23 protein-coding genes are annotated in these 25,051 nt (G+C 42.5%); 21 read left to right on the top strand and 2 right to left on the bottom strand.

The window, feature by feature from the left end; genetic code table 11:
- The first annotated feature begins 8 nt into the window (after positions 1-8).
- A complete protein-coding gene (locus BN8908_RS06480) occupies positions 9-668 on the top strand; it encodes a TatD family hydrolase (RefSeq protein WP_161945857.1) in 660 nt (219 codons plus the stop codon).
- A 26-nt stretch (positions 669-694) separates the two neighbouring features.
- Positions 695-1,429 carry a tRNA threonylcarbamoyladenosine dehydratase gene (locus BN8908_RS06475; RefSeq protein ID WP_021989010.1) on the top strand — a complete coding sequence of 245 codons (735 nt, stop codon included), beginning with the start codon at positions 695-697 and terminating at the stop codon, positions 1,427-1,429.
- Between the two features lie 40 nt (positions 1,430-1,469).
- Here BN8908_RS06475 and BN8908_RS06470 read toward each other — a convergent pair whose 3' ends face one another.
- Complete coding sequence (locus BN8908_RS06470) at positions 1,470-1,817, bottom strand: DUF3276 family protein (protein WP_021989009.1); 348 nt, start codon at positions 1,815-1,817, stop codon at positions 1,470-1,472.
- Between the two features lie 264 nt (positions 1,818-2,081).
- Here BN8908_RS06470 and trpS point away from each other — a divergent pair, with 264 nt between their 5' ends.
- From trpS to BN8908_RS06440, 6 genes are all read left to right on the top strand, one after another.
- Positions 2,082-3,065, top strand: coding sequence for a tryptophan--tRNA ligase (gene trpS / locus BN8908_RS06465; protein WP_021989008.1), 984 nt, complete (start codon positions 2,082-2,084; stop codon positions 3,063-3,065).
- Positions 3,066-3,067: 2 nt separating this feature from the next.
- Entirely contained in the window at positions 3,068-3,646 is a 579-nt protein-coding gene (gene ruvA / locus BN8908_RS06460; protein WP_021989007.1) for a Holliday junction branch migration protein RuvA, read from the top strand.
- An 87-nt stretch (positions 3,647-3,733) separates the two neighbouring features.
- Positions 3,734-11,062: a T9SS outer membrane translocon Sov/SprA gene (gene sov, locus BN8908_RS06455; protein ID WP_068692153.1), complete on the top strand. Its 7,329-nt coding sequence runs from the start codon at positions 3,734-3,736 to the stop codon at positions 11,060-11,062.
- A 105-nt stretch (positions 11,063-11,167) separates the two neighbouring features.
- Positions 11,168-11,803 (top strand): MBL fold metallo-hydrolase, encoded by a 636-nt coding sequence (locus BN8908_RS06450; RefSeq protein WP_068689764.1) that lies wholly within the window; start codon positions 11,168-11,170, stop codon positions 11,801-11,803.
- A 30-nt stretch (positions 11,804-11,833) separates the two neighbouring features.
- Positions 11,834-12,517: a 5'-methylthioadenosine/adenosylhomocysteine nucleosidase gene (locus BN8908_RS06445; RefSeq protein ID WP_068689762.1), complete on the top strand. Its 684-nt coding sequence runs from the start codon at positions 11,834-11,836 to the stop codon at positions 12,515-12,517.
- Positions 12,518-12,601: 84 nt separating this feature from the next.
- On the top strand, positions 12,602-13,081 hold the full coding sequence (locus BN8908_RS06440; RefSeq protein ID WP_021989003.1) for an S-ribosylhomocysteine lyase: 480 nt from the start codon (positions 12,602-12,604) through the stop codon (positions 13,079-13,081).
- 19 nt (positions 13,082-13,100) lie between these two features.
- Here the strand turns inward: BN8908_RS06440 and BN8908_RS06435 are convergent, their stop codons facing one another.
- The gene (locus BN8908_RS06435) at positions 13,101-13,331 is read right to left on the bottom strand and encodes a hypothetical protein (protein WP_068689760.1); all 231 of its coding nucleotides are present in this window, start codon (positions 13,329-13,331) and stop codon (positions 13,101-13,103) included.
- Between the two features lie 158 nt (positions 13,332-13,489).
- On the opposite strand from BN8908_RS06435, the gene BN8908_RS06430 reads away from it, so the two are divergent.
- From BN8908_RS06430 to BN8908_RS06370, 13 genes are all read left to right on the top strand, one after another.
- A complete protein-coding gene (locus tag BN8908_RS06430; protein WP_021989001.1) occupies positions 13,490-13,786 on the top strand; it encodes a DUF3276 family protein in 297 nt (98 codons plus the stop codon).
- Positions 13,787-13,857: 71 nt separating this feature from the next.
- On the top strand, positions 13,858-14,550 hold the full coding sequence (gene ubiE, locus BN8908_RS06425; protein ID WP_021989000.1) for a bifunctional demethylmenaquinone methyltransferase/2-methoxy-6-polyprenyl-1,4-benzoquinol methylase UbiE: 693 nt from the start codon (positions 13,858-13,860) through the stop codon (positions 14,548-14,550).
- Between the two features lie 271 nt (positions 14,551-14,821).
- On the top strand, positions 14,822-15,418 hold the full coding sequence (locus tag BN8908_RS06420) for a hypothetical protein (protein WP_068689758.1): 597 nt from the start codon (positions 14,822-14,824) through the stop codon (positions 15,416-15,418).
- Positions 15,419-15,648: 230 nt separating this feature from the next.
- On the top strand, positions 15,649-16,770 hold the full coding sequence (locus BN8908_RS06415) for a L,D-transpeptidase family protein (RefSeq protein ID WP_118773589.1): 1,122 nt from the start codon (positions 15,649-15,651) through the stop codon (positions 16,768-16,770).
- Positions 16,767-17,486 carry a L,D-transpeptidase gene (locus BN8908_RS06410; RefSeq protein WP_068689756.1) on the top strand — a complete coding sequence of 240 codons (720 nt, stop codon included), beginning with the start codon at positions 16,767-16,769 and terminating at the stop codon, positions 17,484-17,486. The genes BN8908_RS06415 and BN8908_RS06410 overlap by 4 nt, the downstream gene beginning before the upstream one ends.
- Before the next feature lie 17 nt (positions 17,487-17,503).
- Positions 17,504-18,283, top strand: a complete 780-nt coding sequence (locus BN8908_RS06405; RefSeq protein ID WP_068689754.1) for a hypothetical protein — start codon at positions 17,504-17,506, stop codon at positions 18,281-18,283.
- A gap of 32 nt (positions 18,284-18,315) precedes the next feature.
- A complete protein-coding gene (locus tag BN8908_RS06400) occupies positions 18,316-18,720 on the top strand; it encodes a hypothetical protein (protein ID WP_021988995.1) in 405 nt (134 codons plus the stop codon).
- A gap of 204 nt (positions 18,721-18,924) precedes the next feature.
- Positions 18,925-19,920 (top strand): AAA family ATPase, encoded by a 996-nt coding sequence (locus BN8908_RS06395; protein WP_021988994.1) that lies wholly within the window; start codon positions 18,925-18,927, stop codon positions 19,918-19,920.
- A gap of 47 nt (positions 19,921-19,967) precedes the next feature.
- Positions 19,968-20,837, top strand: coding sequence for a DUF58 domain-containing protein (locus BN8908_RS06390; RefSeq protein ID WP_068689752.1), 870 nt, complete (start codon positions 19,968-19,970; stop codon positions 20,835-20,837).
- 81 nt (positions 20,838-20,918) lie between these two features.
- The gene (locus BN8908_RS06385; protein WP_235837413.1) at positions 20,919-21,926 is read left to right on the top strand and encodes a hypothetical protein; all 1,008 of its coding nucleotides are present in this window, start codon (positions 20,919-20,921) and stop codon (positions 21,924-21,926) included.
- Positions 21,927-21,950: 24 nt separating this feature from the next.
- The gene (locus BN8908_RS06380; protein ID WP_068689750.1) at positions 21,951-22,943 is read left to right on the top strand and encodes a vWA domain-containing protein; all 993 of its coding nucleotides are present in this window, start codon (positions 21,951-21,953) and stop codon (positions 22,941-22,943) included.
- 102 nt (positions 22,944-23,045) lie between these two features.
- The gene (locus BN8908_RS06375) at positions 23,046-24,089 is read left to right on the top strand and encodes a VWA domain-containing protein (RefSeq protein ID WP_021988990.1); all 1,044 of its coding nucleotides are present in this window, start codon (positions 23,046-23,048) and stop codon (positions 24,087-24,089) included.
- Between the two features lie 107 nt (positions 24,090-24,196).
- Positions 24,197-25,006 (top strand): tetratricopeptide repeat protein, encoded by an 810-nt coding sequence (locus BN8908_RS06370; RefSeq protein WP_068689748.1) that lies wholly within the window; start codon positions 24,197-24,199, stop codon positions 25,004-25,006.
- Positions 25,007-25,051: the final 45 nt, after the last annotated feature.

Below are 25,051 nucleotides of genomic sequence, written 5' to 3'. Positions count from 1 at the left end.
ATATGCGGATGAAATCAGAGGGGCAGGAAAGGGTGAAGTATGTCGATGTTCATACCCATAAACGGGGGAAAGACATCTATTTACTGGATATTAGCGATGGCCGGCTAGCGGAGGAAGGCGAGTTGTGTTCGGCCGGAATACATCCTATGTTTATCGGAACGTCGGAGCCGGTCAAACGGATTGAAGAATGGGCTGAACGGAAGCGGATTGTTGCTGTCGGGGAAGCCGGTTTCGACCGTAATTCAGAAACCGGGATAGCAGCTCAGACGGAGTTATTCGAGGAGGAGGTACGTATTTCCGAGACTTATAAATTACCTTTGATTATTCATTGTGTCAAGGCTTTCCCTGAATTATTGGCAGTGTATAAGAAAATGCGGCCCAGGCAGGCTTGGATTATACACGGGTATAATAATAACCGGCAAATTCTGGATGAGTTGCTGAAACACGGACTGTATATATCTGCCGGAAAAAAGGTATTTGTTGAAACGTCAAATATCCGGCAATTGCTTCCTTTTATTCCTTTGGAACAGCTTTTTATAGAAACCGATGATTCGGATTACACGATAGAAGAAGTATATGCGAAAGTGGCTGATTTACTTCGTATCCCCTTAGATATGTTGATCAGATGCATGTATCGGAACTGGTTGTCCGTTTTTTCCGGTGTTTGAATTTTTCGATTTTAATTTTATTTTATATGATAAATTGGTTAAGTAGAACGGAGCTTTTACTGGGAGTAGAAAGACTGGAGAAATTGAGAAATGCTCATGTATTGGTAGCCGGATTGGGAGGGGTCGGCGCTTATGCAGCCGAGCAGTTGTGCCGGGCAGGTATCGGAGAGATGACTATTGTAGACGGAGATGTGGTAGAAATGACTAACAAAAACCGGCAATTACCGGCATTGGATAGTACGGTGGGTTTACCGAAAGCCGAGTTGATGGCAGCCCGTTTCAGGGATATCAATCCGGAAATCAAGTTACATGTCATCAATGATTTTATCCGGGACGAGGGGATGATTGATTTGCTGAGAGCTGCTGCTTATGATTATGTAATAGATGCTATCGATACTTTGGCACCCAAGATATTTTTAATTTACCATAGTTTGCAATTGGGACTTCCGGTTGTAAGTTCGATGGGGGCCGGGGGAAAATTGGATCCGTCCCGGATTACCGTAGCCGATATTTCCAGGAGCTATAATTGCAATTTAGCCAGGATGCTACGGAAGAGGTTGCATAAACTGGGCGTATATAAAGGAGTAAAGGTGGTATTTTCTTCGGAGTTTACGGACCCGGAAGCTATCGTACTGGCAGAAGGGCAGAATAAAAAATCAAATGTCGGGACAATTTCTTATATGCCCCCGCTTTTCGGTTGTTTTGCCGCTTCGGTGGTGATTCGGGATATTATTGGTCTGAAAAATGAAAAAGATGCCTGATAACAAGCATCTTTTTTATAGCATCTGTCGGTACGTTTAATTAAATTTGATCGAAATCTACGTCAAATTCACTCTTTGCAGATTCGGTAGTTTTTGTAGTCGGGATTTCTCCTCCGATAGCAGCCTTGATGTATTTAACTACTTCATCAAGTCCTTCACTGAACTTTTCAAAATCTTCTTTGTATAAGAAAATTTTGTGTTTTTCGAAATTCTGTGTGCCATTATCATCGAATTTCTTTTTGCTTTCCGTAATCGTCAGGTAATAGTCGTTGTTACGTGTTGCTTTTACGTCGAAAAAATAAGTTCTTTTCCCTGCTCGCACTGCCTTAGAATAGATTTCTTCCCGATCACTCGTTTCCATTCCATCTTTTCTTTCGTATCCTTCCATTTATTGAAATTTTAATTAGACTTTAGCGCGTCAAATGTAGGAAAAAAACATAACAACCATAACAAATTCTTAATTTTTTTTAATGTTTAATTGTAAATGTGTTAAAAATAGGAGAAAAATATCCGTTTTTGATGAATTTATCCGGTGGGCAAAACACAAATCCTCTGAATAACTGTTAAATTCAAACATTAATCGCTACTCAAATTTAGTCAAGTTAAATAAAAGACTATCTTTGTGTGCAATTTCATATAAAAGTGTTAAAATATGGAGATAGTAGTAAGCGGAATACGTCCGACAGGAAATTTACATTTGGGAAATTATTTCGGAGCAGTGAAGAATTTTTTGCGGCTTCAAGATGAATATAACTGTTTTTTCTTTATTGCTGACTGGCATTCATTGACGACCCATCCCCATCCGGGAGATGTTACGAACAATGTCCGGAAAATATTGGCAGAATATCTGGCTTGCGGCATCGATCCTCAAAAGTCTGCGATATATTTGCAGAGTGACGTGAAAGAGATTCTGGAATTATATCTGTACCTGAATATGAATGCTTATTTGGGCGAATTGGAGCGTGTTACTTCTTTCAAGGAGAAGGCTCGTAAGCAACCGGATAATGTAAATGCCGGTTTACTGACCTATCCGACCCTGATGGCGGCAGATATTCTCATACACAATGCGGACAAGGTGCCGGTAGGAAAGGATCAGGAACAGAATATGGAGATGGCCAGGAAATTTGCCCGTCGTTTTAATACGATTTATGAGGTAGATTATTTTAAGGAGCCTCAGTCTTATTCTTTCGGTGGTGAAGCTGTTAAAGTTCCCGGATTAGACGGTTCCGGAAAAATGGGGAAGTCGGAAGGCAATGCTATTTATTTGTTGGACGAGCCGGCTGTGATTCGTAAAAAGGTGATGAAGGCCGTTACGGATAGCGGTCCGACGGTGCCGAACAGTGCAAAGCCCGAAGCGATAGAAAATTTGTTTAAAATGTTGAAGATCGTTTCTTCTGCCGATACATATGATTACTTTAACGATAAGTACAATGCTTGTGAAATTCGTTACGGTGATCTGAAGAAACAATTGGCCGAAGATATTATTGTGTTCACGACACCGATCCGGGAGCGGATTTTAGAGATTTCTTCGGATGTGGCCTATATGGACAGAGTTGCAGCGGAAGGAGCAGAGAGGGCGCATTGCAGTGCAGATAAAACCATTCGGGACGTTCGAAAAATTATTGGCTTTAAATAATTATGTACGAATATATAAAAGGGGCACTCGTGGAGGCGGGCCCGACATATGCCGTTGTTGATTGTGGAGGAGTCGGATATTGGCTGAATATCTCCGTTAATACATATTCTAAAATTTCTGCGGAAAAAGAGGTGTGTTTGTACGTGCATCTGATTGTGCGTGAAGATGCGCATTTGCTGTATGGTTTTTACAGCAAGGAGGAACGAGTGTTGTTCCGGCAACTGATATCCGTATCCGGGATTGGTGCGAATACGGCAAATGTGATGTTGAGTTCGATGACGGTGGATGAAATTGTCGGGGCGATTCGGACCGGGAATGATGAAGCGATTCGGAGAGTGAAAGGAATCGGGACGAAAACAGCTCAACGGGTTATTATCGAGTTGAAAGATAAAGTAGGTACGAGCGGGGCTGCTGAAAGCTTTGTTTTTGCATCGGGAGCGGTGAAGGAGGAAGCTTTGGCGGCTTTAGTTATGTTAGGATTTGTTAAGGCTCAGGCGTCGAAAGTGTTGGATAAAATTGTTGCAGGAGGTGGCAATAGGACGGTTGAAGAGCTGATAAAGTTGGCTTTAAAGCAGCTATAGTCTGGCTTTAGGGTGTGTAATAAGGAAGGTTGGAATGGAGAAACCGGGTTGGTTTTTTATTTCCAATGTTCAATGATCTTGGGATGTATGCGATTTTTGGTGGTGTTCTTATTTGTCCTGTTCGGGATGTTGTTTGCTGTTTCCGGGAAAACGATGTTTTTGCCGGTAGAGGGGATGCCATACCCGGAATATCCGGCAACAGGTCGCGATACGTTACAGTTTCCCATCCGGGAAAGTGCGGATAATGAAATCCGCCGGAATGTCCCTCCTTCTTCTTTGTTTTTAAAAAAACCTTCCAATGTAAGGGATACGGTGGTTTATGATCCTACAACCAAGCGTTATGTGGTTATGACGTTGATCGGGGATAAGTATGAATATTCGCGCCCTTATTCTTTGACGTTGGATGAATATGTTAATTTGCAGACAAAAAATTCTTTATACGAGTATAATCGTCGGCAAATTCAACAAGGCAATAAATATGATTTTAAAGAACTGGTATCTCATTTACAATTCCTGGATAAAATTCTGAACCCTATTTTTGGAAAAGATAAGGTAAAAATTAATGTACAGGGATCGGTAGAACTGACTTTGGGAGCGAAGATCAACAAAGTAGATAATCCGACTTTACCCATTGATTTGAGGAAGACCACGACCTTGGATTTTGATGAGAAAATTCAGTTTAACATAAACGGTAATATCGGCGACCTGATTAATCTGGACTGGAGTTACAATACGGAGGCGACTTTCGATTATGAGAATATGTTGAAGTTGAATTACGAAGGGAAGGAGGATGATATTGTCAAAAAAGTGGAAGCGGGTAATGTGTCTTTGCCTTTACCGGGGACATTGATTACGGGAGGCCAAAATCTCTGGGGATTCCGTACGGATTTGCAATTCGGTAAATTGACGATGTCTTCTATATTCACGCAACAGAAGAGCGAATCGAATATGGTCACTTTGGATAAAGGGGCGCAGAAGCAGGAATTTGAGGTGTCTGCCCATAATTATGAGGCTAATAAGCACTTCTTTTTGTCGAAATATTTCCGGGATACCTATGATGCGGCTCTGGCAAAACTGCCGATCGTCAACAGTGGGGTTACGATCACTAAAGTAGAGGTATGGGTTACCAATAAAAGTTCCCGGTTTGAGCAGGCCCGGAATATTGTTGCATTCGTGGATTTGGCCGAGAGTGCCCGGAATATTTCAAATCCTTTGTTTCAAGCCGGGGGAAGTATTTATCCGGATAATCAAACGAATAATTTGTACAGTAAAATGGACGGACAATATTCCGGTATCCGGGATATTAACCAGGTTACGAATACATTGGCTCCATTGGCTCCGGGATTTGCTTCGGGAAAAGATTATGAAAAAGTAGAAAATGCCCGTTTGCTGGATGCTTCTGAATACATACTGAATGACAAACTGGGTTATATTTCATTGAATCAGGCTCTGAATGCCGATGAGGTGCTGGCTGTTGCCTACGAATATACGGTAAGGGGGCAAATATATACGGTCGGTGAACTGACCTCGAATGCGCTTGCTGCTCCTTCCACTCTTATCGTCAAGATGTTGCGCAGTACGACTCAAAGTCCGGCAATGCCGACCTGGGACTTGATGATGAAGAATGTTTATAATATCGGTAGCTATAATTTAAGTGCCGATGAGTTTGTGCTGGATGTTCTGTATCAGAATGATAAGGCGGGAACGAAAGTGAATTACTTACCGGCCGGGGATATTAATAATAAAATTTTATTGTCGGTATTGAATCTGGACCGGTTGAATTCCCAATTGGATGCGATTCCTGACGGACGTTTTGACTATATAGAGGGAGTGACGGTATATTCCAGTAAAGGACGGATTGTTTTTCCGGTATTAGAGCCTTTCGGTTCCTATTTGCGGAAGAAGATCAACAATAATAGTGCTGCGAATCAATATGTCTTTGAGGAGTTGTATACGATGACTCAGAGCGATGCCGAGAAAAAGTCGGAAAAGAATAAATATTATTTAAAGGGGAGTTATAAGTCTTCGACGTCCTCTGAAATTTCACTCGGCGGCGGGGATATACCGCAGGGATCGGTAAAGGTTGTAGCAGGAGGTGTCGAGTTGTTGGAAAATATCGATTATATTGTCGATTATACAATGGGAACCGTGAAGATTATCAACCAGTCTTTACTGGAGGCCGGTACTCCGATCACGGTAAAAAGTGAGAATCGCTCGATGTTCGGTATGCAGACGAAGACCCTGATCGGTACTCATCTGGATTATAAGTTTAACGATAAGTTCAATATCGGGGCTACTATTATGCATATGAGCGAAAAGCCGCTCACTCATAAGGTGAATATCGGTGATGAGCCGATTTCGAATACGATATGGGGATTAAATGCTTCTTACAATACGGAATCGGGACTTTTGACGACGTTGGTCGATAAATTGCCTTTTATCAATACGAAGGCCAAATCGCATTTGAGTATAGATGCTGAGTTTGCGAAATTCCAGCCGGGGACGAACAAAGGGGCGGGAGGAAATGCTTATATCGACGATTTTGAAGGCAGTAAGATTGCTATCGATATGAAGGCGGTAACACAATGGAAATTGTCTTCCGTACCCCAGGACGAGGAGTTTCCGGAAGGGCAGCTTTCCAATCAGATCGAATACGGTTTCAATCGGGCCAAAATGGCCTGGTATGTAGTTGATCCGATATTTTACCGGATGTCGACGGCTACGCCGGGACATATCCGGGCCGATAAAGAACAACGTTCGAACCATTTTGTACGTGAGATCCGGCAGACGGAGATTTTTCCGAATAAAGACATTGCAGTCGGGGATGTGAATATTGTTCCGGCTTTGTCCGTTGCCTATTATCCGGAGGAAAGAGGACCGTACAATTTTGAAGTGGAACCGACCCGTTATTCACGGGGAACCGATAAGAACGGTAAATTGAAAGACCCGGAAACCCGTTGGGGAGGAATGATGAGGGCTGTATATACCAATGATTTTGAAGCGGCGAACGTACAGTATATCGAGATGTGGCTGATGGATCCTTTTGTGTATAATGCAGATCATAAAGGAGGAGAGGTATATATCGATTTGGGGAATGTATCGGAGGATATTTTGCGGGATGGGAGAAAGTCTTTTGAGAACGGTTTGCCTACGAGTGCCAATGTGATAAATGTAGATTCGACGAAATGGGGGCGTGTACCTACCGTACAATCCATTGTCAACGGTTTTGACAACAACACACAGGCACGGCGTTTTCAGGATGTCGGCCTGGACGGGTTGAGCGATGAGGATGAGCGGAGTTATTTTTCGGGTTATTTAGAACGAATTCGCCAGCAGTTTGGGGAAAATTCGGAGATGTACCGTCAGGCATACGATGATCCTTCCGGGGATAATTATCATTTTTTCCGGGGATCGGATTTCGATGCCCGTGAGACTTCTATTCTGGAGCGTTATAAAAGATACAACAATACCGAGGGAAACTCGCCTACGGCAGATATGTCGCCGGAATCCTATCCTACGGCAGCAACAAATCTGCCGGATGTAGAGGATATTAACGGCGATAACACGTTGAATGAAACCGAAGCTTTTTTCCGTTATAAGTTGAAACTTACCCCGCAGGGAATGAAGGTCGGAGAGAATTTTATTACAAGTATTACGGAGGCTGATGTGGATTTGCCTAATGGGACTCAGGGAAAAGTAAACTGGTATCAGATTAAAATACCGATCAATACTTCTAACCGGACTTCGTACGGAAGTATCAGTGATTTCAAGTCGATCCGGTTTATGCGTATGATTCTGAAAGGGTTTCAGGATAGCGTTGTTTTGCGTTTGGCCAGTCTGGATTTGGTAAGGGATAATTGGCGTAAATACGAATCTCAGATTGACGATGATAATTTAGTGACGTCTGACCGGACTATTTTTGATGTATCGGTCGTGAATCTGGAAGAAAATGCCAGCAAAACACCGGTTAATTATGTGATGCCTCCGGGAATTCAACGAGTGGTAGATGCGACGAACCCGCAATTACGGGAATTGAACGAGCAGGCTATGCTGTTGAAAGTCATGGACCTGGAAGAGGGGGATGCCCGGGGTGTTTATAAGAATGTAAGTCATGATATGTTGCGGTATAAGACGTTGCTGATGGATGTACACGCAGAAGCGATACAAGGTTATCCTTTGGATGATGAGGAATTGACTTTGTTTTTGCGCATGGGGGGAGATAATGTCAATAATTATTATGAATATGAAATACCGTTAAAGCTTACCCCTCCGGGGTTCTATACCGATGACGAACGGGGAAGGCTGGCGGTATGGCCGGCGGAGAATAAAATTCAGTTGCCGCTGCGTTTTTTACAGACGATCAAGCAAAAGCGGAATGCAGCAGCCCGGGCCGCAGGTAAGGAGGTTGACCTCACTGAGGTGTATGAGATGTCTGTTGCTGATTTGGGAGCGGATGTGGAAGCTGAAATGCTGAAACACATTGTCAAGGTCAAAGGTAAACCGAGTCTGGCGGATATAAGGACGATTATGATCGGAATCCGTAATCCGCGAAGTACGTATGTAACGAAAGGAGCCCGTTCTGCTGAGGTTTGGGTGAATGAATTGCGTTTGTCGGATTTCGATAACAAAGGGGGGTGGGCTGCCAATGTGCGTATGACAGCTAAATTAGCCGATGTGGCAACGGTTACTTTTGCGGGAAGCCGTATTACGCCGGGATTCGGAAGTATTGAGCAACATGCCAGTGAAATCAGCCGTGAAGATTACAGGTCTATCGATTTTTCGACGAATGTGGAGATCGGTAAGTTTTTTCCGGAGCGTTGGCGGATTCGTTTGCCGATGTACTACGCTTATTCACGTCAGACGACTTTACCGGAATACGATCCGCTGGATACGGATATTCCCTTGGATATCTCCTTGAATAATGCGGAGAGTAAGCATGTGCGCGATTCTATAAAACGCAATGCGGAAGATTATATGATGCGGAAAAGCCTTAATTTTACGAATGTCGGAATTGAAAGTAAAGACGGAAAGTCGCGGCTTTTCGATATTTCCAATCTGAATCTGACGTTTTCCTATAATAAGGCTAATGCACATAACGTGAATACAGAACGGGATTTGGAAAAGAATTACCGGGGATTAATCAGTTATGTATACAATGGGATGCCTCCTATTGTGGAACCGTTTAAGAAGTCGAAGTCGCTTAATTCGCCTTATTTGAAATTATTGAAAGATTTCAATTTTTATTATATGCCTTCGATGGTGTCTATTACTTCGGATATTACCCGCAATTACCGGGAAATCAAACTGAAGAATCTGGATAATCCTAATTTATTGATAGAGCCGACGGTAGATAAGGATTTTATGTGGACCCGGGATTATGCGTTTAAGTTTAATCTGACCCGTAATCTGAGTGTGGATTTCCGGGCTACGACACAGGCGCGTATTGATGAGCCGCAGGGAATTGTCGATAAGCAGCGCGATCCCGACCGTTATAAGCAGTGGAGGGATACGGTTTTGAATAATATTCTGGACGGAGGACGTCCGGTCAATTATAACCACGATTTTAGTGTACGTTATACTGTGCCTATTAATAAATTACCGGGATTAGACTGGACTTCGATGCAGGCTATGTATTCTACCCGTTATGATTGGCAGGCAGGAGCCATAACAGATGATTCGACGCGGCACGGGAATGTTATCCAGAATGCCAATTCGCTGCAGTTGAGCGGGGATCTTTCATTGACAAGTCTTTATAACAAGTCTAAATTTATACGTAATCTGAGCCGTGCTCCCCGTAGACAGAGAGGTAAGAATGTGAATTTCAATACAGAAGCTTCCGAATTGAAAAAAGGACGTGCATTTGTGATCAAGCATAAATTAAAGACCGGTGATATCAAGGTGAAGATGACGGCTAGCGACGGTACCCCGGTAAAAGTCGGTTATGAATCGCTGGGACGTAATAAGGTAAGGATCCGGCCGGCGGAGAATATGAATCTGGCAAAGATAAATGTAACGGGAGTTGTCCGTCAGACTGAGAGTCCGATGAGAGCTGTGGGACGATTTTTCGTGGGACTCATTACCGGTATTAAGAGTGTCAATATTGCTTATTCGGAAGACCGGGGAACTACTTTGCCGGGATTTCTGCCGGAGGCCAGATTCCTGGGGCAGGAGAGATATAACGGAACTTCTGCTCCCGGATTTAAATTCCTTTTCGGAGGACAGAGCGAACAATTCGGTATACGGGCAGCGGAAAAAGGATGGATCACTACCGATACGACCCTGAACGAGCCTTATCTGATGAATTTCTCTCAGAGTATATATGTACGTGCGTTGTTTGAACCGATAAAAAAATTGAGGATTAATTTAACGGCCAGTCGTACGCGCTCCCGCAATACGAGTGAATATCTGATTTATGACGGGGATAAGTTTTCATCTGTCAATAAAATGATAGCGGGTAATTTCAGTATGACGGTCGTTGGGTTGAATTCTGCTTTTTATAAGGTCGGAAATGACGTTTCAGCTTCGGCCGAGGTATATAACGAGTTTTTGGAGAACCGGAAAAAAGTATCGAAAGAAATGGCGATGAAGCGTTATGGAAAAGCATTTGAAGACGAAGCTATCGAAGTCAACGGTAAGAAAACCGGTTTTTATAACGGATACGGAGCAACTTCTCAGGAAGTATTGATTACCTCTTTTAACCGGGCATACGGAGTAGGGGATTATTCCGGACTGATCCCGAAGATTATGGCAATGCGCCCGAACTGGCGGGTTTCCTATACCGGGCTGATGGATATTCCTTTTATGAAAAAGGTGTTCCGTTCATTTAATCTGAATCATACCTATACTTGTAAATACAATATCGGATCGTTTGCCTCTAACCTGAAATATGCAGAAGATGCGATGGATGTGCAGGGAAACTGGATGGCTCTGTTCGATGTAAATACGGTATCGATTAACGAGCAGTTTAATCCCCTGATCAGTATGGATATGGTGTGGGTTAATAACCTGACGACCCGTTTCGATATCAACCGCAGAAGGGACGTCAGTTTGAGTTTGGTCAATGCCCAGCTTTCCGAAACTTCCAGCAATGAGGTGGTTGTCGGGGTGGGGTATCGTTTCGGTAATTTGCCTATTTTCTTTAAAAACAGGCAATTGAATAACGATATTAACGTTCAGTTTGATTATTCGATCCGTCGTAACAATACGATTATCCGTCGTATATCGGAAAGTGTGGACCAGCTGACGGCCGGACAAGAGGTGAAGAGTATTAAGGTTTCTGCCGATTATACTTTTAATAACCGATTGAATTTGCGTTTGTTTTATGACAGGGTGGTGAATACACCTTATGTGTCGTTGTCTTTCCCGACAACGAATACCAATTTCGGATTGAGTGTAAGGTATACTTTGACACAGTAATTTTTTTGATTTTACAACCTAATTTAAAGTCTAAAGTTTATCTTTTCGATTTGGAACACGTGATAATTTTATACTTTTGTTCCTGTAATTAATCTAAATGGGAGTATGGAAGTAAAGATTTTTGTGAACAATCCTTTTCAGGAGAATACAATTTTATTGTATGATGAAACGGGAGAAGCGGTTGTGATTGATTGTGGTTGTTTTGATGACGAAGAGCGTGAGGAGTTCAGAAATTTTGTAAGGGGTAAGGGATTGAAGCTGGTCGGTTTATTGGACACTCATCTGCATATTGATCATATTCTCGGAAATAATTTCATTAAAGATGCTTATGGGATAGATCCGCAGGCCAGTGAGGAGGATGATTTTCTGAACCGGGGTGCGATAAGTTATGCTGGTATGCTGGGGATTACCGGTATCACACAACCTCCTGCTATCGGAACTTATCTGAAAGAGGGGGATGTGATCAAGTTCGGTAATTCGGAGTTGAAGGTGATAGCTGTACCCGGACATTCTCCCGGGGGACTTTGTTTCTATAGCGAAAGCAATAAATTATTGATCAGTGGAGATGCCTTGTTTGCGGGAAGTATCGGGAGAACCGATTTGCCGGGAGGAGATTCGAAGCTTTTGCTGAAGTCGATACAGACAAAATTGTTTGTATTGGACGATGATGTGAGGGTTATTCCGGGGCATGGCCCATTGACGACTATCGGAGCGGAAAAAAGATATAATCCTTTCTTTTAAAGTAATCTATTGACAGGTAATCAGGGAAAGATGAAAATAGGCGTTATTGTGGCAATGAGTTCTGAGTTTGAACTGGTCAGTGCTCTGTTGGAGGCTAAAACAGAACGGGTTCTCAGCGGGATTGTTTTTCTGGAAGGACATATCGGCGATAAGTCGATCGTTTTGGCAAAAAGCGGTATCGGTAAAGTATGTGCTGCTGTTGGGGCATTGGAAATGATTCGGACATTTGCTCCGGATTGCATTATCAATACCGGGGTTGCCGGAGGTATAGACTGTAGTTTGCATGTGATGGATATTGTTGTGGGAGAGAAAATCGTTTATCACGATGTGTGGTGCGGGGAAGGGAATGAGTACGGACAAATACAGGGGATGCCGTCTTGGTATCTGGCCGATCCGCATTTATACCGTTTGGCTATGCAACTTAAGACGGATGTCCGGCTGGTCGGGGGGATGATTTGTACAGGAGATCGTTTTATTACCGACCGGGAGGAGTTGGAGGGGATTAAGGTAAAATTTCCTGCGGGACTGGCTGTCGATATGGAGTCGGCTTCTATTGCTCAGGTGTGTTATATGTATGATGTGCCGTTTTTGAGTTTCCGGGTAATCAGCGATACTCCGGGGGTAAAGGAGCATGAGGAGCAATACCGTAATTTCTGGACGATGGCCCCCCGGGAGTCTTTTCAGGTGTTCCGGCAACTGCTATTGAAAATATAGTTGAGATAAAAAATTATCTTTGCCTGTGAAATGTCAGTAAAAACAGTATGGCAGGTGGAGAGCAAAATTTTAATATAAATAATTATGAATAAGATACCTAGTTTTAGCATCAATCATGAAGCTTTATTGAGAGGCATATATGTATCCCGTAAGGATTATATCGGAGATGAGGTGGTTACGACTTTCGACATCCGGATGAAAGAACCGAATCGTGAACCTGCTCTTGGCGCAGGGGCTCTTCATACGATTGAGCATTTGGCTGCTACGTTTTTACGTAATCATAAAGAATGGGGAGACAAGGTTGTCTATTGGGGACCGATGGGATGTGCTACCGGAAATTACCTGTTGATGAAGGGAGACCTGCAACCTCAGGATATTGAGGGCGTGATGTTGGAAACTTTCCGGTTTGTCCGGGATTTTGAAGGAGAAGTACCGGGTGCTGCTCCCCGGGATTGCGGTAATTATTTGTTGCACGATCTGCCTATGGCCCGTTATGAGTCTGCCCGCTATGTAAGTGAGGTGTTGGAAGTTATGACGGATAAAAACCGGGTTTATCCGGAATAAAATCAGAGTTCTGCTTGATTTACAATCGGGTTTTATTTTCTTCTTTTTCATCTTCAATTTCTATCGGTTTATAGTCCCGGCGTTCGTTGGCATCGGTTGTATTGGCACAGTGGATGCCTTTTTCTTTTATGCGCCGGTTCCGGCCGATATGAGTTTCAGGAAATCCCCGTTTGAGAAGAATACCGATACTTAGTGCGACTAACGAAAGACCGACTAAAATAAGTACGATAATGAATAGTTTAACCAGCATGGTAATGTTTAAATAATGGTTTGATGTTTGTGTCTATCTATACAAATTTAAAGTTTTATCCGGAAGCCGGTACACCTTTTTTCTGAAAAAAAACTTAAAAATAGATTCAGTTTCATAAGCTTTTTTCTACATTTGAACATAAATTAAATTCTGGTGTTATGGAAAGATACGGAAATGATGATTTTACCGAAACCGGCGGGGATCGGGAAGAAGTGTATTCAAAAGTGGTGAAAGCGGGGAAAAGGACTTACTTTATGGATGTCAGAGCAACCCGTAATAACGATTATTATTTGACGATTACAGAGAGCAAAAAGAGTTATGATGAATTGGGAAATGTAAGTTTCTCCAAGCATAAGCTTTTTTTGTATAAAGAAGACTTTGAAAAATTTAAGGAAGGTTTGGAAGAAGCCATTGTAGTTGTCAAGAACGCTTTAGAAGGAAAATTGCCGGAATAATTTGCGGTAGGTAAATGATCCGGATTTCAGGTTAGGACTGATTTCCGGTAAATGAAAATGATTTTTACAGTATGGCGAAAAAAGAGGCTGTGCAGGGGATTTTTAACGATATAGCACCGAGTTATGATCGTTTAAATCATTTTTTGTCCTTGAATATCGATAAAAAGTGGAGGCGTAAAGCCATCCGGTGTTTACAGGGAAACGATAAAGGTAAATTATTGGATGTCGCTTGTGGTACGGGAGACTTTTCGATAGCAGCTTCGCAGGCCGGAGTTTCCCGGATCATCGGTATCGATATTTCGGAAAAAATGCTGGAAATCGGTCGGAAGAAAGTAGAGGCTGCCGGTTTAGCTGCAAAAATCGATTTGCGATATGGGGATAGCGAGCGGATGGAGTTTGCCGATGAGACTTTTGATGCGGTGACGGTGGCATTCGGGGTACGTAATTTTGAACATCTGGAAATCGGTTTAAAAGAAATGTACCGGGTGTTGAAGCAGGAAGGAAAAGTTGTTATTCTGGAATTTTCCATGCCCCGGTATTTTCCGATGCGTCAGTTGTACCGTTTTTATTTTAGGCATATTTTGCCGCTAGTCGGAGGTTGGATATCCGGTAATAAGGGGGCTTATGTCTATTTGCCGGAGTCGGTATCCCGTTTTCCGCAGGGTAATGATTTTTTACAGATATTGTCTGTTTGCGGTTTTAAAAGAACTTTTCAGAAGAGATTGACTTTTGGTGTTGCCAGTCTTTATGTCGGGTATAAATAGAATGTTGTCGGTTTTGACAATGTTTTAGTTATGTTTTATTCGATTAGGTGGGGTGTATGAAAAAACAAGAGAGACAGAGCTTGTAAGTTTTTGAAAATTAAATTTATAACGTTTGTGTACTTTTTTTATGCATTTTGTGATTTTTTTAAGTAATAAAGAAAAATGTATTGAAAAAAGGTGTATTTTCGCACAGATTTTCTCGGGTGAACGGAACTAGTTTCGGGTACCCTAGTGAGAAAACAAAAAGTCATACTAAAAGTTTTTAAACAAAATGAAAAACAGATTATTTCTGGCTGTTGCTGTCGTAATGACGGCATTTGTTGTATCAAGTTGCGGTAAAATGCCACAGGAAAGCATTGATGCTGCTAAAGCAGCGGTAGTTGCAGCCAAAACTGCTCAGGCTGACGTTTATATGGCTCCTGAGTATAAGGCTTTGGAAGATTCTTTGAATTCTGTAATTCAGGGAATTGAAGCTGAAAATTCAAATTTCCTTAAGGATTTTGATGCTCTCAAAGCTAAATTGGATACTTTGACTGCTCAGGCAGAACGTGTTGCACAGGCCGTGCCTGCTAAGAGAGAAGCCGTAAAGGCTGAAGCTGAAGCAATGATTGCTACTGTGAAGAACGATCTGGAAACAACAAAGGCTTTGTTGAAGAAAGCACCGAAAGGAAAAGAAGGAAAAGCAGCTCTGGAGCAAATGACGAATGAATTGAATGTCGTTACAGCCAGTGTTTCTGAAATCGAAACTGCTTTAGCCGGTGATGTGAATTATGCCGAAGCACTTGACAAATTGAATGCAGCTCAGAAGTCAGTGACTGACATTAATACGGAATTGACAGAAGCTATTGCCAAGAAAAATCGGAAATAATCAGATTCCGGTCATTTAGAGACATCCGGAAAGTCTACCGGCCATCATTCCGTGACAATCATTCCTGGCTTCTCCGAAATTTTGTTTCGGAAACAAAAAGGGATAAAAGATTGTCATACGATTCGCTTTTAAGTGAAAAAGGAATGACGAGGCAAGGCTTTCCGGATGCTTGTTATTGGAAGACCCGGTGTATGGCAGGATTTTAAGATAGGTGAATAAATGAATCTGGCGTGGAGAGCAAGCGTTTTATAAAAAGGTGGGGAATTGTGATGGTACTGCTCGTTGCAGGATGTATTCTTGTGTCTGTATGTATGGTAGAAAAGCCTCCGGTGAAGGAAATGGAGGAGGTGAGAGGCTTACTTTCAAAAGCCCGTGAATTGGAGGCTGCTTTTTATTGTCCGCAGGTATATGAGGAGGCTTGCAAATTATATGAATCGGCGATGACGGTCTGGAAGGGGGAGAATGAAAAATGGATGGTACTGCGAAGTTATAAGGAGGTCGATACTTTGGTTGTCCGGGCTTGCAGTAAGGCGAATGCTGCCATTCGGAAAGCGGAAGCAGGCCGGAAGAACTTAAAAGCGGTGTTACGGGAAAAGATCGACGGGCTCCGTTTCGAAATGAAGGAGTTTGAAGCTTTGTTTGCCGTACTGCCTTTGGAAACGGAGACCAGAAAGCAGCATGCCCGAGGGAAGATGTTGCTGAATGCTGCTGAGATGGCTTTTGAAAAAGGAGATTATGCCGGAGGCAGGGAAAAGGGAGAAGAAGCTGTGCATCTGATTCAAAGTGCTTATTGCGTTGCCCGTAAGAAGTTGGTGAATTATTTTGAAAAGTTACCCGTTTGGCGTAAAGAGGCCGGAAACGCTGTTGAATATTCCCGGAAAAATAAGGCGTTTGTCATTCTGGTAGAAAAACTTCCCGCTTATTGTCATTTGTATTATAAAGGAGAAAAAAAATATTCTTTTAAAGCAGAATTCGGAAGGAATTGGTTGGGAGATAAGCAGCAAGAGGGGGATTATGCGACACCGGAAGGGAATTACCGGGTTGTGAGAAAAATGCAGGGCCGGATGACTCATTATTATAAAGCTTTATTGCTGGACTATCCGAATGCACAGGATCGTTTGGAATTCCGGCGTAAGAAAGAAGAGGGTGTCTTACCACAGAAAGCCCGTATCGGAGGTCTGATCGAAATTCATGGGAAGGGGGGACGGCATGCCTATTGGACAGAAGGATGTGTTGCTTTGGAAGATAAAGATATGGATGTATTGTATGAAAAAGTACGGCAAGGAGTTCCGGTAGTTATTGTCGGAAGTACGAAAACCTTGGATGAGGCTCTTAAAAATTATAGTTTATGATTGAAAATGAATTGATAAAGGAAGAGGGCACTGTTCGTTCAGGAATGTCTGTGAAACTGAAGATTATAGGTTTTTCCTGGATGTCGGTTCTGGTTCTGTTGATTCTTTTGCTACCGTTATATATTGCTCCTGCTTTTCAGGAGGCAGGAAGAGATTCGTTGAAATCGGTAACTGTTGATTCTGCTTTATTGAATAAGAGTCGTGTGAAGAAAAAAATGAGACAGTTGAAGAATAATGTGGCATTGCTTGACCGGAAATTGGATCATTATTTGCCTCACGCTCCTTATATTATAATTAATACGACACGTAACCGGTTTTATTTATATGACCGCAAAGGAGTGCTTTTACGGGAAGGGTTTTGTTCTTCGGGAAGCTATACGAAGTTAGTGAGTGAAAACCGGACCTGGGTATTCAAAACGCCGAAAGGCCGGATGACCGTATTGTCGAAAACAGAAAACCCGGTATGGGCAAAGCCGGATTGGGCTTTTATCGAGGAAGGGCTGCCTGTGCCGAAAGCGGGAGATCCCTCCCGGTATGAACGGGGGGTACTGGGAGATTATGCCTTGCGGATGGCAGACGGCTATTTGTTGCACGGGACTTTGTACCAGCGGTTTCTGGGGATGCCTGTAACTCACGGCTGTGTCCGCTTTGGGGATGCCGATCTGAAAGTCGTGTATCAGACTTTACCTGTAGGTGCTTATGTATATATTTATTGATTTAGCGGAACCTGATTATGAATCGTAAATTTTTAAAGATATTGAAGATCGTTACCATACCGGTTATCCTGTTGGTGGTCGTTTATGTTTCGGCAATGCGGTTGGCGGTAAACCGACAGGCGGAACGATTGAATAAGGCATATTGGGAAAAAATGGAACCAGCTGACCGGGAGAATAAAGCGGAAATGCACCGGGTTCCGGGGTATAATGAATTATTGAAAAAGCAAGGATTGTTGAGGGGAATGGTGAAAATGGCAGCCGATGACTCGATCGGTTTATTTTTGAATTTACCGGATAGTACGCTCCGGTTGATGGTGAAAGGGGTCGGTGTAAGGGATATTTCTATTCAGGAAATAAGTAAAAGTTCTTTTTTCTCTAAAATCGATGTGGAGGTATTGTATGAATTGTTGTCCGGTCCTTTTCAAATTACCGGTTTTAAGGGGACGATTGCCAAAGAGCCGTTGAATATTGTACAGGCACCCAAGGATAGCAGTGATGTTATCCCTATGATACAGCCGGATACGACTCATGTCGAACCGGTATTTTTCATTTTGAATACCGATAAACGGGTCCGTTTTTATTTTTATCAGACGGAAGGTGGCTGGAAGGATAATTGGGCCGCTTTTGTTTTTGACCTGAAAGACCGGTATGAGCGTGCCAAAACGGAAATACCGGCTTTGTCGGTTTTTACCTTGCCCGAATATATTCCTACAATCCGGATCGGAATCCGCAAAAAAGATGCAAAAGTACTTTACCGGGCGATTCCTTGGCAGGGACAGGTTGTATTGACGTTATAAATTTATTACTTTTACCAGACTAAAAATTGAATATGGGACGTGATTTTTATATACTGATTGCTTTTTGCGTGTTTATGTTTATGTTGGGCGTTCGTTTGAAACGGCGTTGGAATAATCGTAAACAGAAAACGGCACATACACGGATCAATAAAAACCAGCGTCCTAAAATGGCGGCTTCGGATGAACCGCCTTTGGTCAGGGAGAAGCGATTGAGACGGGAGCGTAGAACCCGTTATTTTACGATTATTTTGCTGTTTGTCTTATTCGGACTCATGGTGTTTATGATACCTGCTCTGATTCGGGATTTGATGCAGCCTGAAGGTTTAGAAATTTCAAATCTTTTTTTACGTTGTTTGATTTTTGTATTCACAATTTACATATTTGTTTTGGGGTATTTGAAAGTATTCCGTAAGAAAGGTAAAGTAAATCAAGAATAAGACATTTGCCGGGGAATCAGAAACATGATTGTTTCTGATTTTTTTTTTGTAAAATCTAAACGTAGGCTTAACTTTTTTTAACTGGATCTGATTTAACATTTGACTCAAATATAAGTAATTTTGATAACGGATTGGAAAATGCCGGTGAAAACCGGATGATGTGAGGGTGAAAGTGAATTAATAACTCAATAATAAATATGTTTTATGATGAATACTGTTGATATTAAAGCGTTGAATGATCGCATTCAGCAGGAAAGTGCTTTTGTCGATATGATAAACATGGAGATGAACAAAGTAATTGTTGGACAGAAGCATTTGGTGGAGGGGTTGTTAATAGGCTTGTTGTCTGACGGGCACATTTTACTGGAAGGTGTCCCCGGATTGGCAAAAACATTGGCAATTAATACGTTGGCTACAACAATCGATGCAAAATTCAGTCGTATACAGTTTACGCCTGACCTTTTACCTGCGGATGTGGTCGGTACAATGATTTATTCACAGAAAAGAGAGGAGTTTGTGGTGAAACACGGACCTATTTTTGCAAATTTCATTTTAGCCGATGAAATTAACCGGGCTCCGGCGAAAGTGCAGTCGGCATTGCTTGAAGCTATGCAGGAGCGTCAGGTGACGATCGGAGATATGACTTATCGTTTGCAGGAACCTTTCCTGGTTATGGCGACACAGAATCCGATCGAACAGGAGGGTACCTATCCGTTGCCGGAAGCGCAGGTCGACCGTTTTATGCTGAAAGTGGTTATTGATTATCCGAAAAAAGAAGAGGAAAAATTAATTGTCCAGCAAAATCTGGACAAAGCTTTCCCTAAAGCTTCAACGATTTTGAAACCGGCAGATATCATAAAGGCGCGTGAAGTGGTGAAGGAGGTATATATGGATGAAAAAATCGAGAAATATATTATCGATATTGTTTTTGCAACACGTTATCCGGGAGAGAACGGTTTGGAGAAATTTACCAATATGATTTCTTACGGTGGTTCTCCGCGTGCCAGTATCAGTTTAGCCAAAGCAGCTAAGGCTTTTGCTTTTATCAAACGAAGGGGATATGTGATTCCGGAGGATGTAAGGGCCGTATGTCCGGATGTATTGCGTCACCGTATCGGATTGACATATGAGGCTGAGGCCAATAATATCACCAGCGAAGACATCGTCAATGAAGTGCTGAATGCCGTTGAGGTGCCTTAATCGGGGATCAGAGAAGGCGTTTTCAGGTTATACTATTTTTGTACTTTATGGAAACATCTGAATTATTAAAACGGGTAAGGAAAATCGAGATAAAAACCCGGGGCTTGTCCAGTAATATCTTTGCGGGAGAATACCATTCAGCTTTTAAGGGCCGGGGTATGACTTTCAGCGAAGTACGGGAGTATCAATACGGTGACGATATCCGGAATATCGATTGGAATGTGACGGCACGCCATAATCATCCTTATGTTAAAGTATATGAGGAGGAACGGGAATTGACCGTTATGTTGATGATCGATGTGAGCGGATCCCGCAATTTCGGCACGGTTTCCAGGCTGAAGAAAAATCAGATTACGGAAATTGCTGCTGTGATTGCTTTTTCTGCCATACAAAACAATGATAAGATTGGGGTGATATTCTTTTCCGACCGGATCGAGAAATTTATACCTCCTAAAAAAGGGCGGACTCATATTTTGCACATTATCCGAGAGCTGATTGATTTTTATCCGGAGGATAAGCAGACGAATATAGCTGCTGCGCTGGAGTATCTGACCAATTCTCTGAAAAAGCGTTGTACCTGCTTTGTACTTTCTGATTTTATTGATGAGCATGATTTCGAACATGCTCTTTCGATTGCGAACCGTAAGCATGATGTTGTCGCTTTACGGGTGTACGATAGACGGGAAGACGAATTGCCGCCGGTAGGCCTGATGTATCTGACGGATGCGGAGACCGGGGAACGGATGTGGGTGGATACGTCGGATAAACGCTTGAGGGATTATTATAAAAAATATGCTTTCGAACAGGAGCAGAAACTGAAAAATTCATTTAAGCGGGCCGGTGTTGATGTTGCCAATATCCGTTCGGATGAGGATTATGTAAGGGCTCTGATCGCTTTGTTTAAGAAGAGAGCATAAAAAACGTTGATTTTAAGTTTGCGGTTTTGTCCTATTACCGGATGAATCTATTGCAGACGATAAATCATAACAGGTAAATGTATGATGAGGTTTTTAAAACAAATACTCCTAGGTTTATTTCTTTCGGTGAGTGCCGGAGTTGTATGCGCTCAGAATATTGAATACGGGGCAGAACTGGATACGACCTATATGATGATCGGTGATCAGCAGCATTTGTCGTTTAAGGTGAAGAGCGATGTTCCATTGCGTATTTTGTTTCCGCAGCTGAAAGATACCGTGAGCGCCGGTATTGAGATTATATCCGGACCTGTCCGGGATTCTCTGAAAGGCAAGGATGGAAAATGGCTGTATGAGGAAAGATATGTCATTACTGTTTTCGATACGGGTGTATACATGATTCCCCAGATGCCGATTACCGTTGAGAATGACAATTACAATAACATTTTGCGGACGGATCCGTTAGGATTTGTTGTAAATACGTATCAGGTCGAAGAGAGCAAGGGAAATTACGATATCGTTTCTCCTTACGATGCCCCCTGGTCGTTTATGGAAATATTGCCGTATGTGTTATGGACATTACTGGGATTGGTCGTTATAGCGGTCGTCGTATGGCTTGTTATACGCTACCGTAAGCATAAGCCATTGTTCCAGCGGGAGGAAGTCGTCATCCCGCCTTATGTTGTAGCTATACAATCGTTGGATCGTTTAAAAGACGAGAAATTGTGGCAATCCGGACGGGTGAAAGAATATTATACGAAATTGACGGATACCGTACGTCAGTATATCGATGGGGAACTCGGAATCGCGGCGATGGAACAGACTTCTTTCGAGATACTCCGGGCGTTGGAAAATAACGATAAAGTAGAGGCTCAGGAGCGGGAGAAGCTGACCGGTTTGTTGCAGACGGCAGATTTTGTAAAATTTGCCAAAGCGACACCTTTACCGAATGAAAATGCCCATAATCTGGATATCGCTTATGAATTTGTGAATCATACGAATCAGAAGATAAAACAGGAACAGCAGAAGCTGGAAGCTCAAATGATGAAGGCAGAAGAGGAGGAGACCGAGAAACTGGCCGATGCTGAATAAATATCGGATTTAAAATTATCGAATATGTTTGGATTTGAATTTGCCAACCCGAAATACTTTCTTTTATTGGTACTGTTGTTGCCGATGATTTTATGGTATGTTTTTAAGGAGAAGAAATCGCATGCCGATTTGCAATTTTCATCCTTACGGGCTTTCCGCGGAATACGGCATGCCGGACGGGTATGGTTAAGGCACGTGCTTTTTGCTCTGAAAGTTCTGGCTATTGTCTTTCTGGTTACCGCTTTGGCGCGTCCGCAGTCCAGTAATAGCTGGCAGACCTATACGAGTGAGGGAATCGATATTGTATTGGGGCTTGATATTTCGACCAGTATGTTGGCGAGAGACTTTAGCCCGGACCGTTTGGAAGCGGCTAAGGAGGTGGCTACAAAATTTATCCTCGAACGTCCTCAGGACCGGATCGGTTTGGTGGTGTTTGCGGGAGAGAGTTTTACCCAATGTCCTTTGACGACGGATCAGGCGGTGCTGGTTAATTTGCTGCGTGAAGTGCAGAGCGGGATGATTGAGGATGGTACTGCCCTCGGGTTGGGATTGGCAAATGCCGTAAACCGCCTGAAAGACAGTCCTGCAAAATCGAAGGTTGTCATATTGCTGACCGACGGGGTGAACAACCGGGGGGCTATTGCTCCGGTGACGGCAGCTGAGTTGGCGAAAACTTACGGTATACGGGTATATACCATCGGTGTCGGTACATATGGTGAAGCTCCTTATCCGGTTCCGTCTCCTTTCGGGGTACAATTACAGAATATGCGGGTAGAAATTGATGAAGATGTGTTGAGGCAAATTGCTACCGTGACCGGAGGACAGTATTTCCGGGCCACTGATAATAGTAAGCTGGAACAGATATACAAGGAAATCGACCAATTGGAAAAAAGTAAGATGGAAGTAAAGCATTTCAGTAAAAAACAGGAACAATATTTCTGGTTCGGTCTTATCGGGGTATTATTATTGGTAGGTGAAGCACTATTGAGATACACGTTGTTACGGAAAATTCCATAATAAATGATTGTAAATTGTAGATTTTAGATGGTAAATTGTGAAATGGAAGAAGAGGGAATCCAAAATCTGAAATCTGAGATTTGAAATTTAAAATTAGTTGTCATGTTTAGATTTGCACATCCGGAACTGTTATATCTGTTGATCATTATTCCGTTGTTGATTGTCTTTTATGTCGTGATGTTGACCCGGAAGAAAAAAGCCATTGCCGAATTCGGTAATCCGGAATTACTTGCTCCGTTGATGCCCTTGCTTTCTTTTAAACGGGGGACCTGGAAATTTGTCATGATTTTATTGGCCTTGTTGTTTGTCATTACAGGAGCTGCCGGACCGCAGTTCGGTTCGAAGTTACAGCAGGTGCAGAAAAAAGGGATAGAGCTGATGATTGCGCTGGATGTATCCAATTCGATGATGGCACAGGACATCAAGCCGAGTCGTTTGGAAAAAGCAAAATTGGCCATTTCCAGAATGATCGAAAAATTATCAAATGATAAAGTCGGGTTAATTGTGTTTGCAGGAGATGCTTATGTGCAGTTGCCGATAACGACCGATTATTCTTCTGCACGGTTGTTTTTATCGGGGATCAATACGGATATTGTGCCTGTACAAGGTACTGCGATCGGAGCTGCGATCGATTTGGCGGCTAAATCGTTTACTCCGGAAACGGAGGCTTCTAAAGCGATTATCGTGATTACGGATGGAGAAAACCATCAGGATGATGCGGTTGCTGCTGCCCGTGCTGCCCACGAAAAAGGTATATATGTACATACTATAGGTATGGGGTTGGAACAAGGAGCCCCTATTCCTCAAAAAGGGAATCCGGGACAATTTATGAAAGACGGGAAGGGGAATGTAATTATATCGAAGCTGGACGAACAGACTTTGCGGGAAATAGCAAAGGCAGGCGAAGGGTTATATGTCCGGGCTACCAATACGGAAGTCGGTCTGAATACTTTGTTGGATGAAGTGAACCAAATGGAAAAGGCTTTATTGGAAGAAAGGGTATACAGTGACTATGCTGAAAAATACCAATATTTCTTTTTGGCAGGCTTATTTTTCGTGTTTATTGAGTTTATGATTCTGGGCCGGAAGAACAGGCATTTTATGAAGATCAATATATTTAAAACCGGCAAGGAGAAAACAGAGTAAATTTTGTTTGGACCTGCGGGTGGATGATGAGTTCGTTTTTAGTATGATTTTTGATTTACGGTCAAAGTTTTTTATCTTGATTTTAAATCTACAATTTAGAGAATGATATGAAAATAGCGTTGATATTGTTTCTGATCTCGATGGCTTTTACAGCAACAGCCCAAAAGGAGCGGAAATTTGTACGGGGAGGGAATGAACTGTATAATAAGCAGGATTTTGAAAAAGCGGAAGTAGAGTATCGAAAAGCATTGGATAAGGAGGCCGAATCGTATGAAGCGGCTTTTAATCTGGGAGATGCCCTTTATAAACAGAAAAAGTACGATGAGGCTTTGCAGCAGTTTGTTAATCTGGCAAAGCAGGAAACAAATCCGGAAAAACTCGGAGAATTATATCATAATATCGGTAATACTTTGCTGTCGATGGAAAAGACTGACGAAAGTATAGAGGCGTATAAGGAATCCTTGAGAAATCGTCCGGGTTCTGAAGAAACGAAATACAATTTGGAGTTTGCCCGTCATAAGAAACAACAAAACCAGCAGGACCAAAATAAAGATCAGAATAAGGATAACAAAGATCAGAAGGATCAAAATAAAGACCAGAATCAGGATCAGAACAAGGATCAACAAGATCAGAATAAAGATCAGAAGGATCAGGATAAACAAAACCAGGATCAGAACAAAGATAAGAACGACAAAGACCAGCAGGATCAGAATAAAAACCAGCAGGACCAAAATAAAGATCAGAACAAGGACCGGAATAAGGAGCAACAGCAGCAGCCGAACAAGATTTCAAAGGAGGATGCGCAGCGGTTGTTAGAGGCCTTGCAGAATGATGAAAAGAAAGTGCAGGAAAAGGTGCAGAAAGAAAAAGTACAACAACAGAAGGCTAAAAAAATGAAAATCGAAAAAGATTGGTAATTTTGCGGACTGATAAAATATAAGTCTAAAGGCTTAAAAAATATA

Source organism: Culturomica massiliensis (genome assembly GCF_900091655.1).
In the GTDB taxonomy this organism is placed as follows: domain Bacteria; phylum Bacteroidota; class Bacteroidia; order Bacteroidales; family Marinifilaceae; genus Culturomica; species Culturomica massiliensis.
This window is presented reverse-complemented; position numbering and strand designations above follow the sequence as displayed.

What these genes read in the sequence shown, in the direction of transcription:
- BN8908_RS06480 (WP_161945857.1), top strand. Translation starts at nt 9, where the DNA reads ATGAAATCAGAGGGGCAGGAAAGGGTGAAGTATGTCGATGTTCATACC.
- BN8908_RS06475 (WP_021989010.1), top strand. Translation starts at nt 695, where the DNA reads ATGATAAATTGGTTAAGTAGAACGGAGCTTTTACTGGGAGTAGAAAGA.
- BN8908_RS06470 (WP_021989009.1), bottom strand. Translation starts at nt 1,817, where the DNA reads ATGGAAGGATACGAAAGAAAAGATGGAATGGAAACGAGTGATCGGGAA.
- trpS (WP_021989008.1), top strand. Translation starts at nt 2,082, where the DNA reads ATGGAGATAGTAGTAAGCGGAATACGTCCGACAGGAAATTTACATTTG.
- ruvA (WP_021989007.1), top strand. Translation starts at nt 3,068, where the DNA reads ATGTACGAATATATAAAAGGGGCACTCGTGGAGGCGGGCCCGACATAT.
- sov (WP_068692153.1), top strand. Translation starts at nt 3,734, where the DNA reads ATGCGATTTTTGGTGGTGTTCTTATTTGTCCTGTTCGGGATGTTGTTT.
- BN8908_RS06450 (WP_068689764.1), top strand. Translation starts at nt 11,168, where the DNA reads ATGGAAGTAAAGATTTTTGTGAACAATCCTTTTCAGGAGAATACAATT.
- BN8908_RS06445 (WP_068689762.1), top strand. Translation starts at nt 11,834, where the DNA reads ATGAAAATAGGCGTTATTGTGGCAATGAGTTCTGAGTTTGAACTGGTC.
- BN8908_RS06440 (WP_021989003.1), top strand. Translation starts at nt 12,602, where the DNA reads ATGAATAAGATACCTAGTTTTAGCATCAATCATGAAGCTTTATTGAGA.
- BN8908_RS06435 (WP_068689760.1), bottom strand. Translation starts at nt 13,331, where the DNA reads ATGCTGGTTAAACTATTCATTATCGTACTTATTTTAGTCGGTCTTTCG.
- BN8908_RS06430 (WP_021989001.1), top strand. Translation starts at nt 13,490, where the DNA reads ATGGAAAGATACGGAAATGATGATTTTACCGAAACCGGCGGGGATCGG.
- ubiE (WP_021989000.1), top strand. Translation starts at nt 13,858, where the DNA reads ATGGCGAAAAAAGAGGCTGTGCAGGGGATTTTTAACGATATAGCACCG.
- BN8908_RS06420 (WP_068689758.1), top strand. Translation starts at nt 14,822, where the DNA reads ATGAAAAACAGATTATTTCTGGCTGTTGCTGTCGTAATGACGGCATTT.
- BN8908_RS06410 (WP_068689756.1), top strand. Translation starts at nt 16,767, where the DNA reads ATGATTGAAAATGAATTGATAAAGGAAGAGGGCACTGTTCGTTCAGGA.
- BN8908_RS06405 (WP_068689754.1), top strand. Translation starts at nt 17,504, where the DNA reads ATGAATCGTAAATTTTTAAAGATATTGAAGATCGTTACCATACCGGTT.
- BN8908_RS06400 (WP_021988995.1), top strand. Translation starts at nt 18,316, where the DNA reads ATGGGACGTGATTTTTATATACTGATTGCTTTTTGCGTGTTTATGTTT.
- BN8908_RS06395 (WP_021988994.1), top strand. Translation starts at nt 18,925, where the DNA reads ATGATGAATACTGTTGATATTAAAGCGTTGAATGATCGCATTCAGCAG.
- BN8908_RS06390 (WP_068689752.1), top strand. Translation starts at nt 19,968, where the DNA reads ATGGAAACATCTGAATTATTAAAACGGGTAAGGAAAATCGAGATAAAA.
- BN8908_RS06385 (WP_235837413.1), top strand. Translation starts at nt 20,919, where the DNA reads ATGATGAGGTTTTTAAAACAAATACTCCTAGGTTTATTTCTTTCGGTG.
- BN8908_RS06380 (WP_068689750.1), top strand. Translation starts at nt 21,951, where the DNA reads ATGTTTGGATTTGAATTTGCCAACCCGAAATACTTTCTTTTATTGGTA.
- BN8908_RS06375 (WP_021988990.1), top strand. Translation starts at nt 23,046, where the DNA reads ATGTTTAGATTTGCACATCCGGAACTGTTATATCTGTTGATCATTATT.
- BN8908_RS06370 (WP_068689748.1), top strand. Translation starts at nt 24,197, where the DNA reads ATGAAAATAGCGTTGATATTGTTTCTGATCTCGATGGCTTTTACAGCA.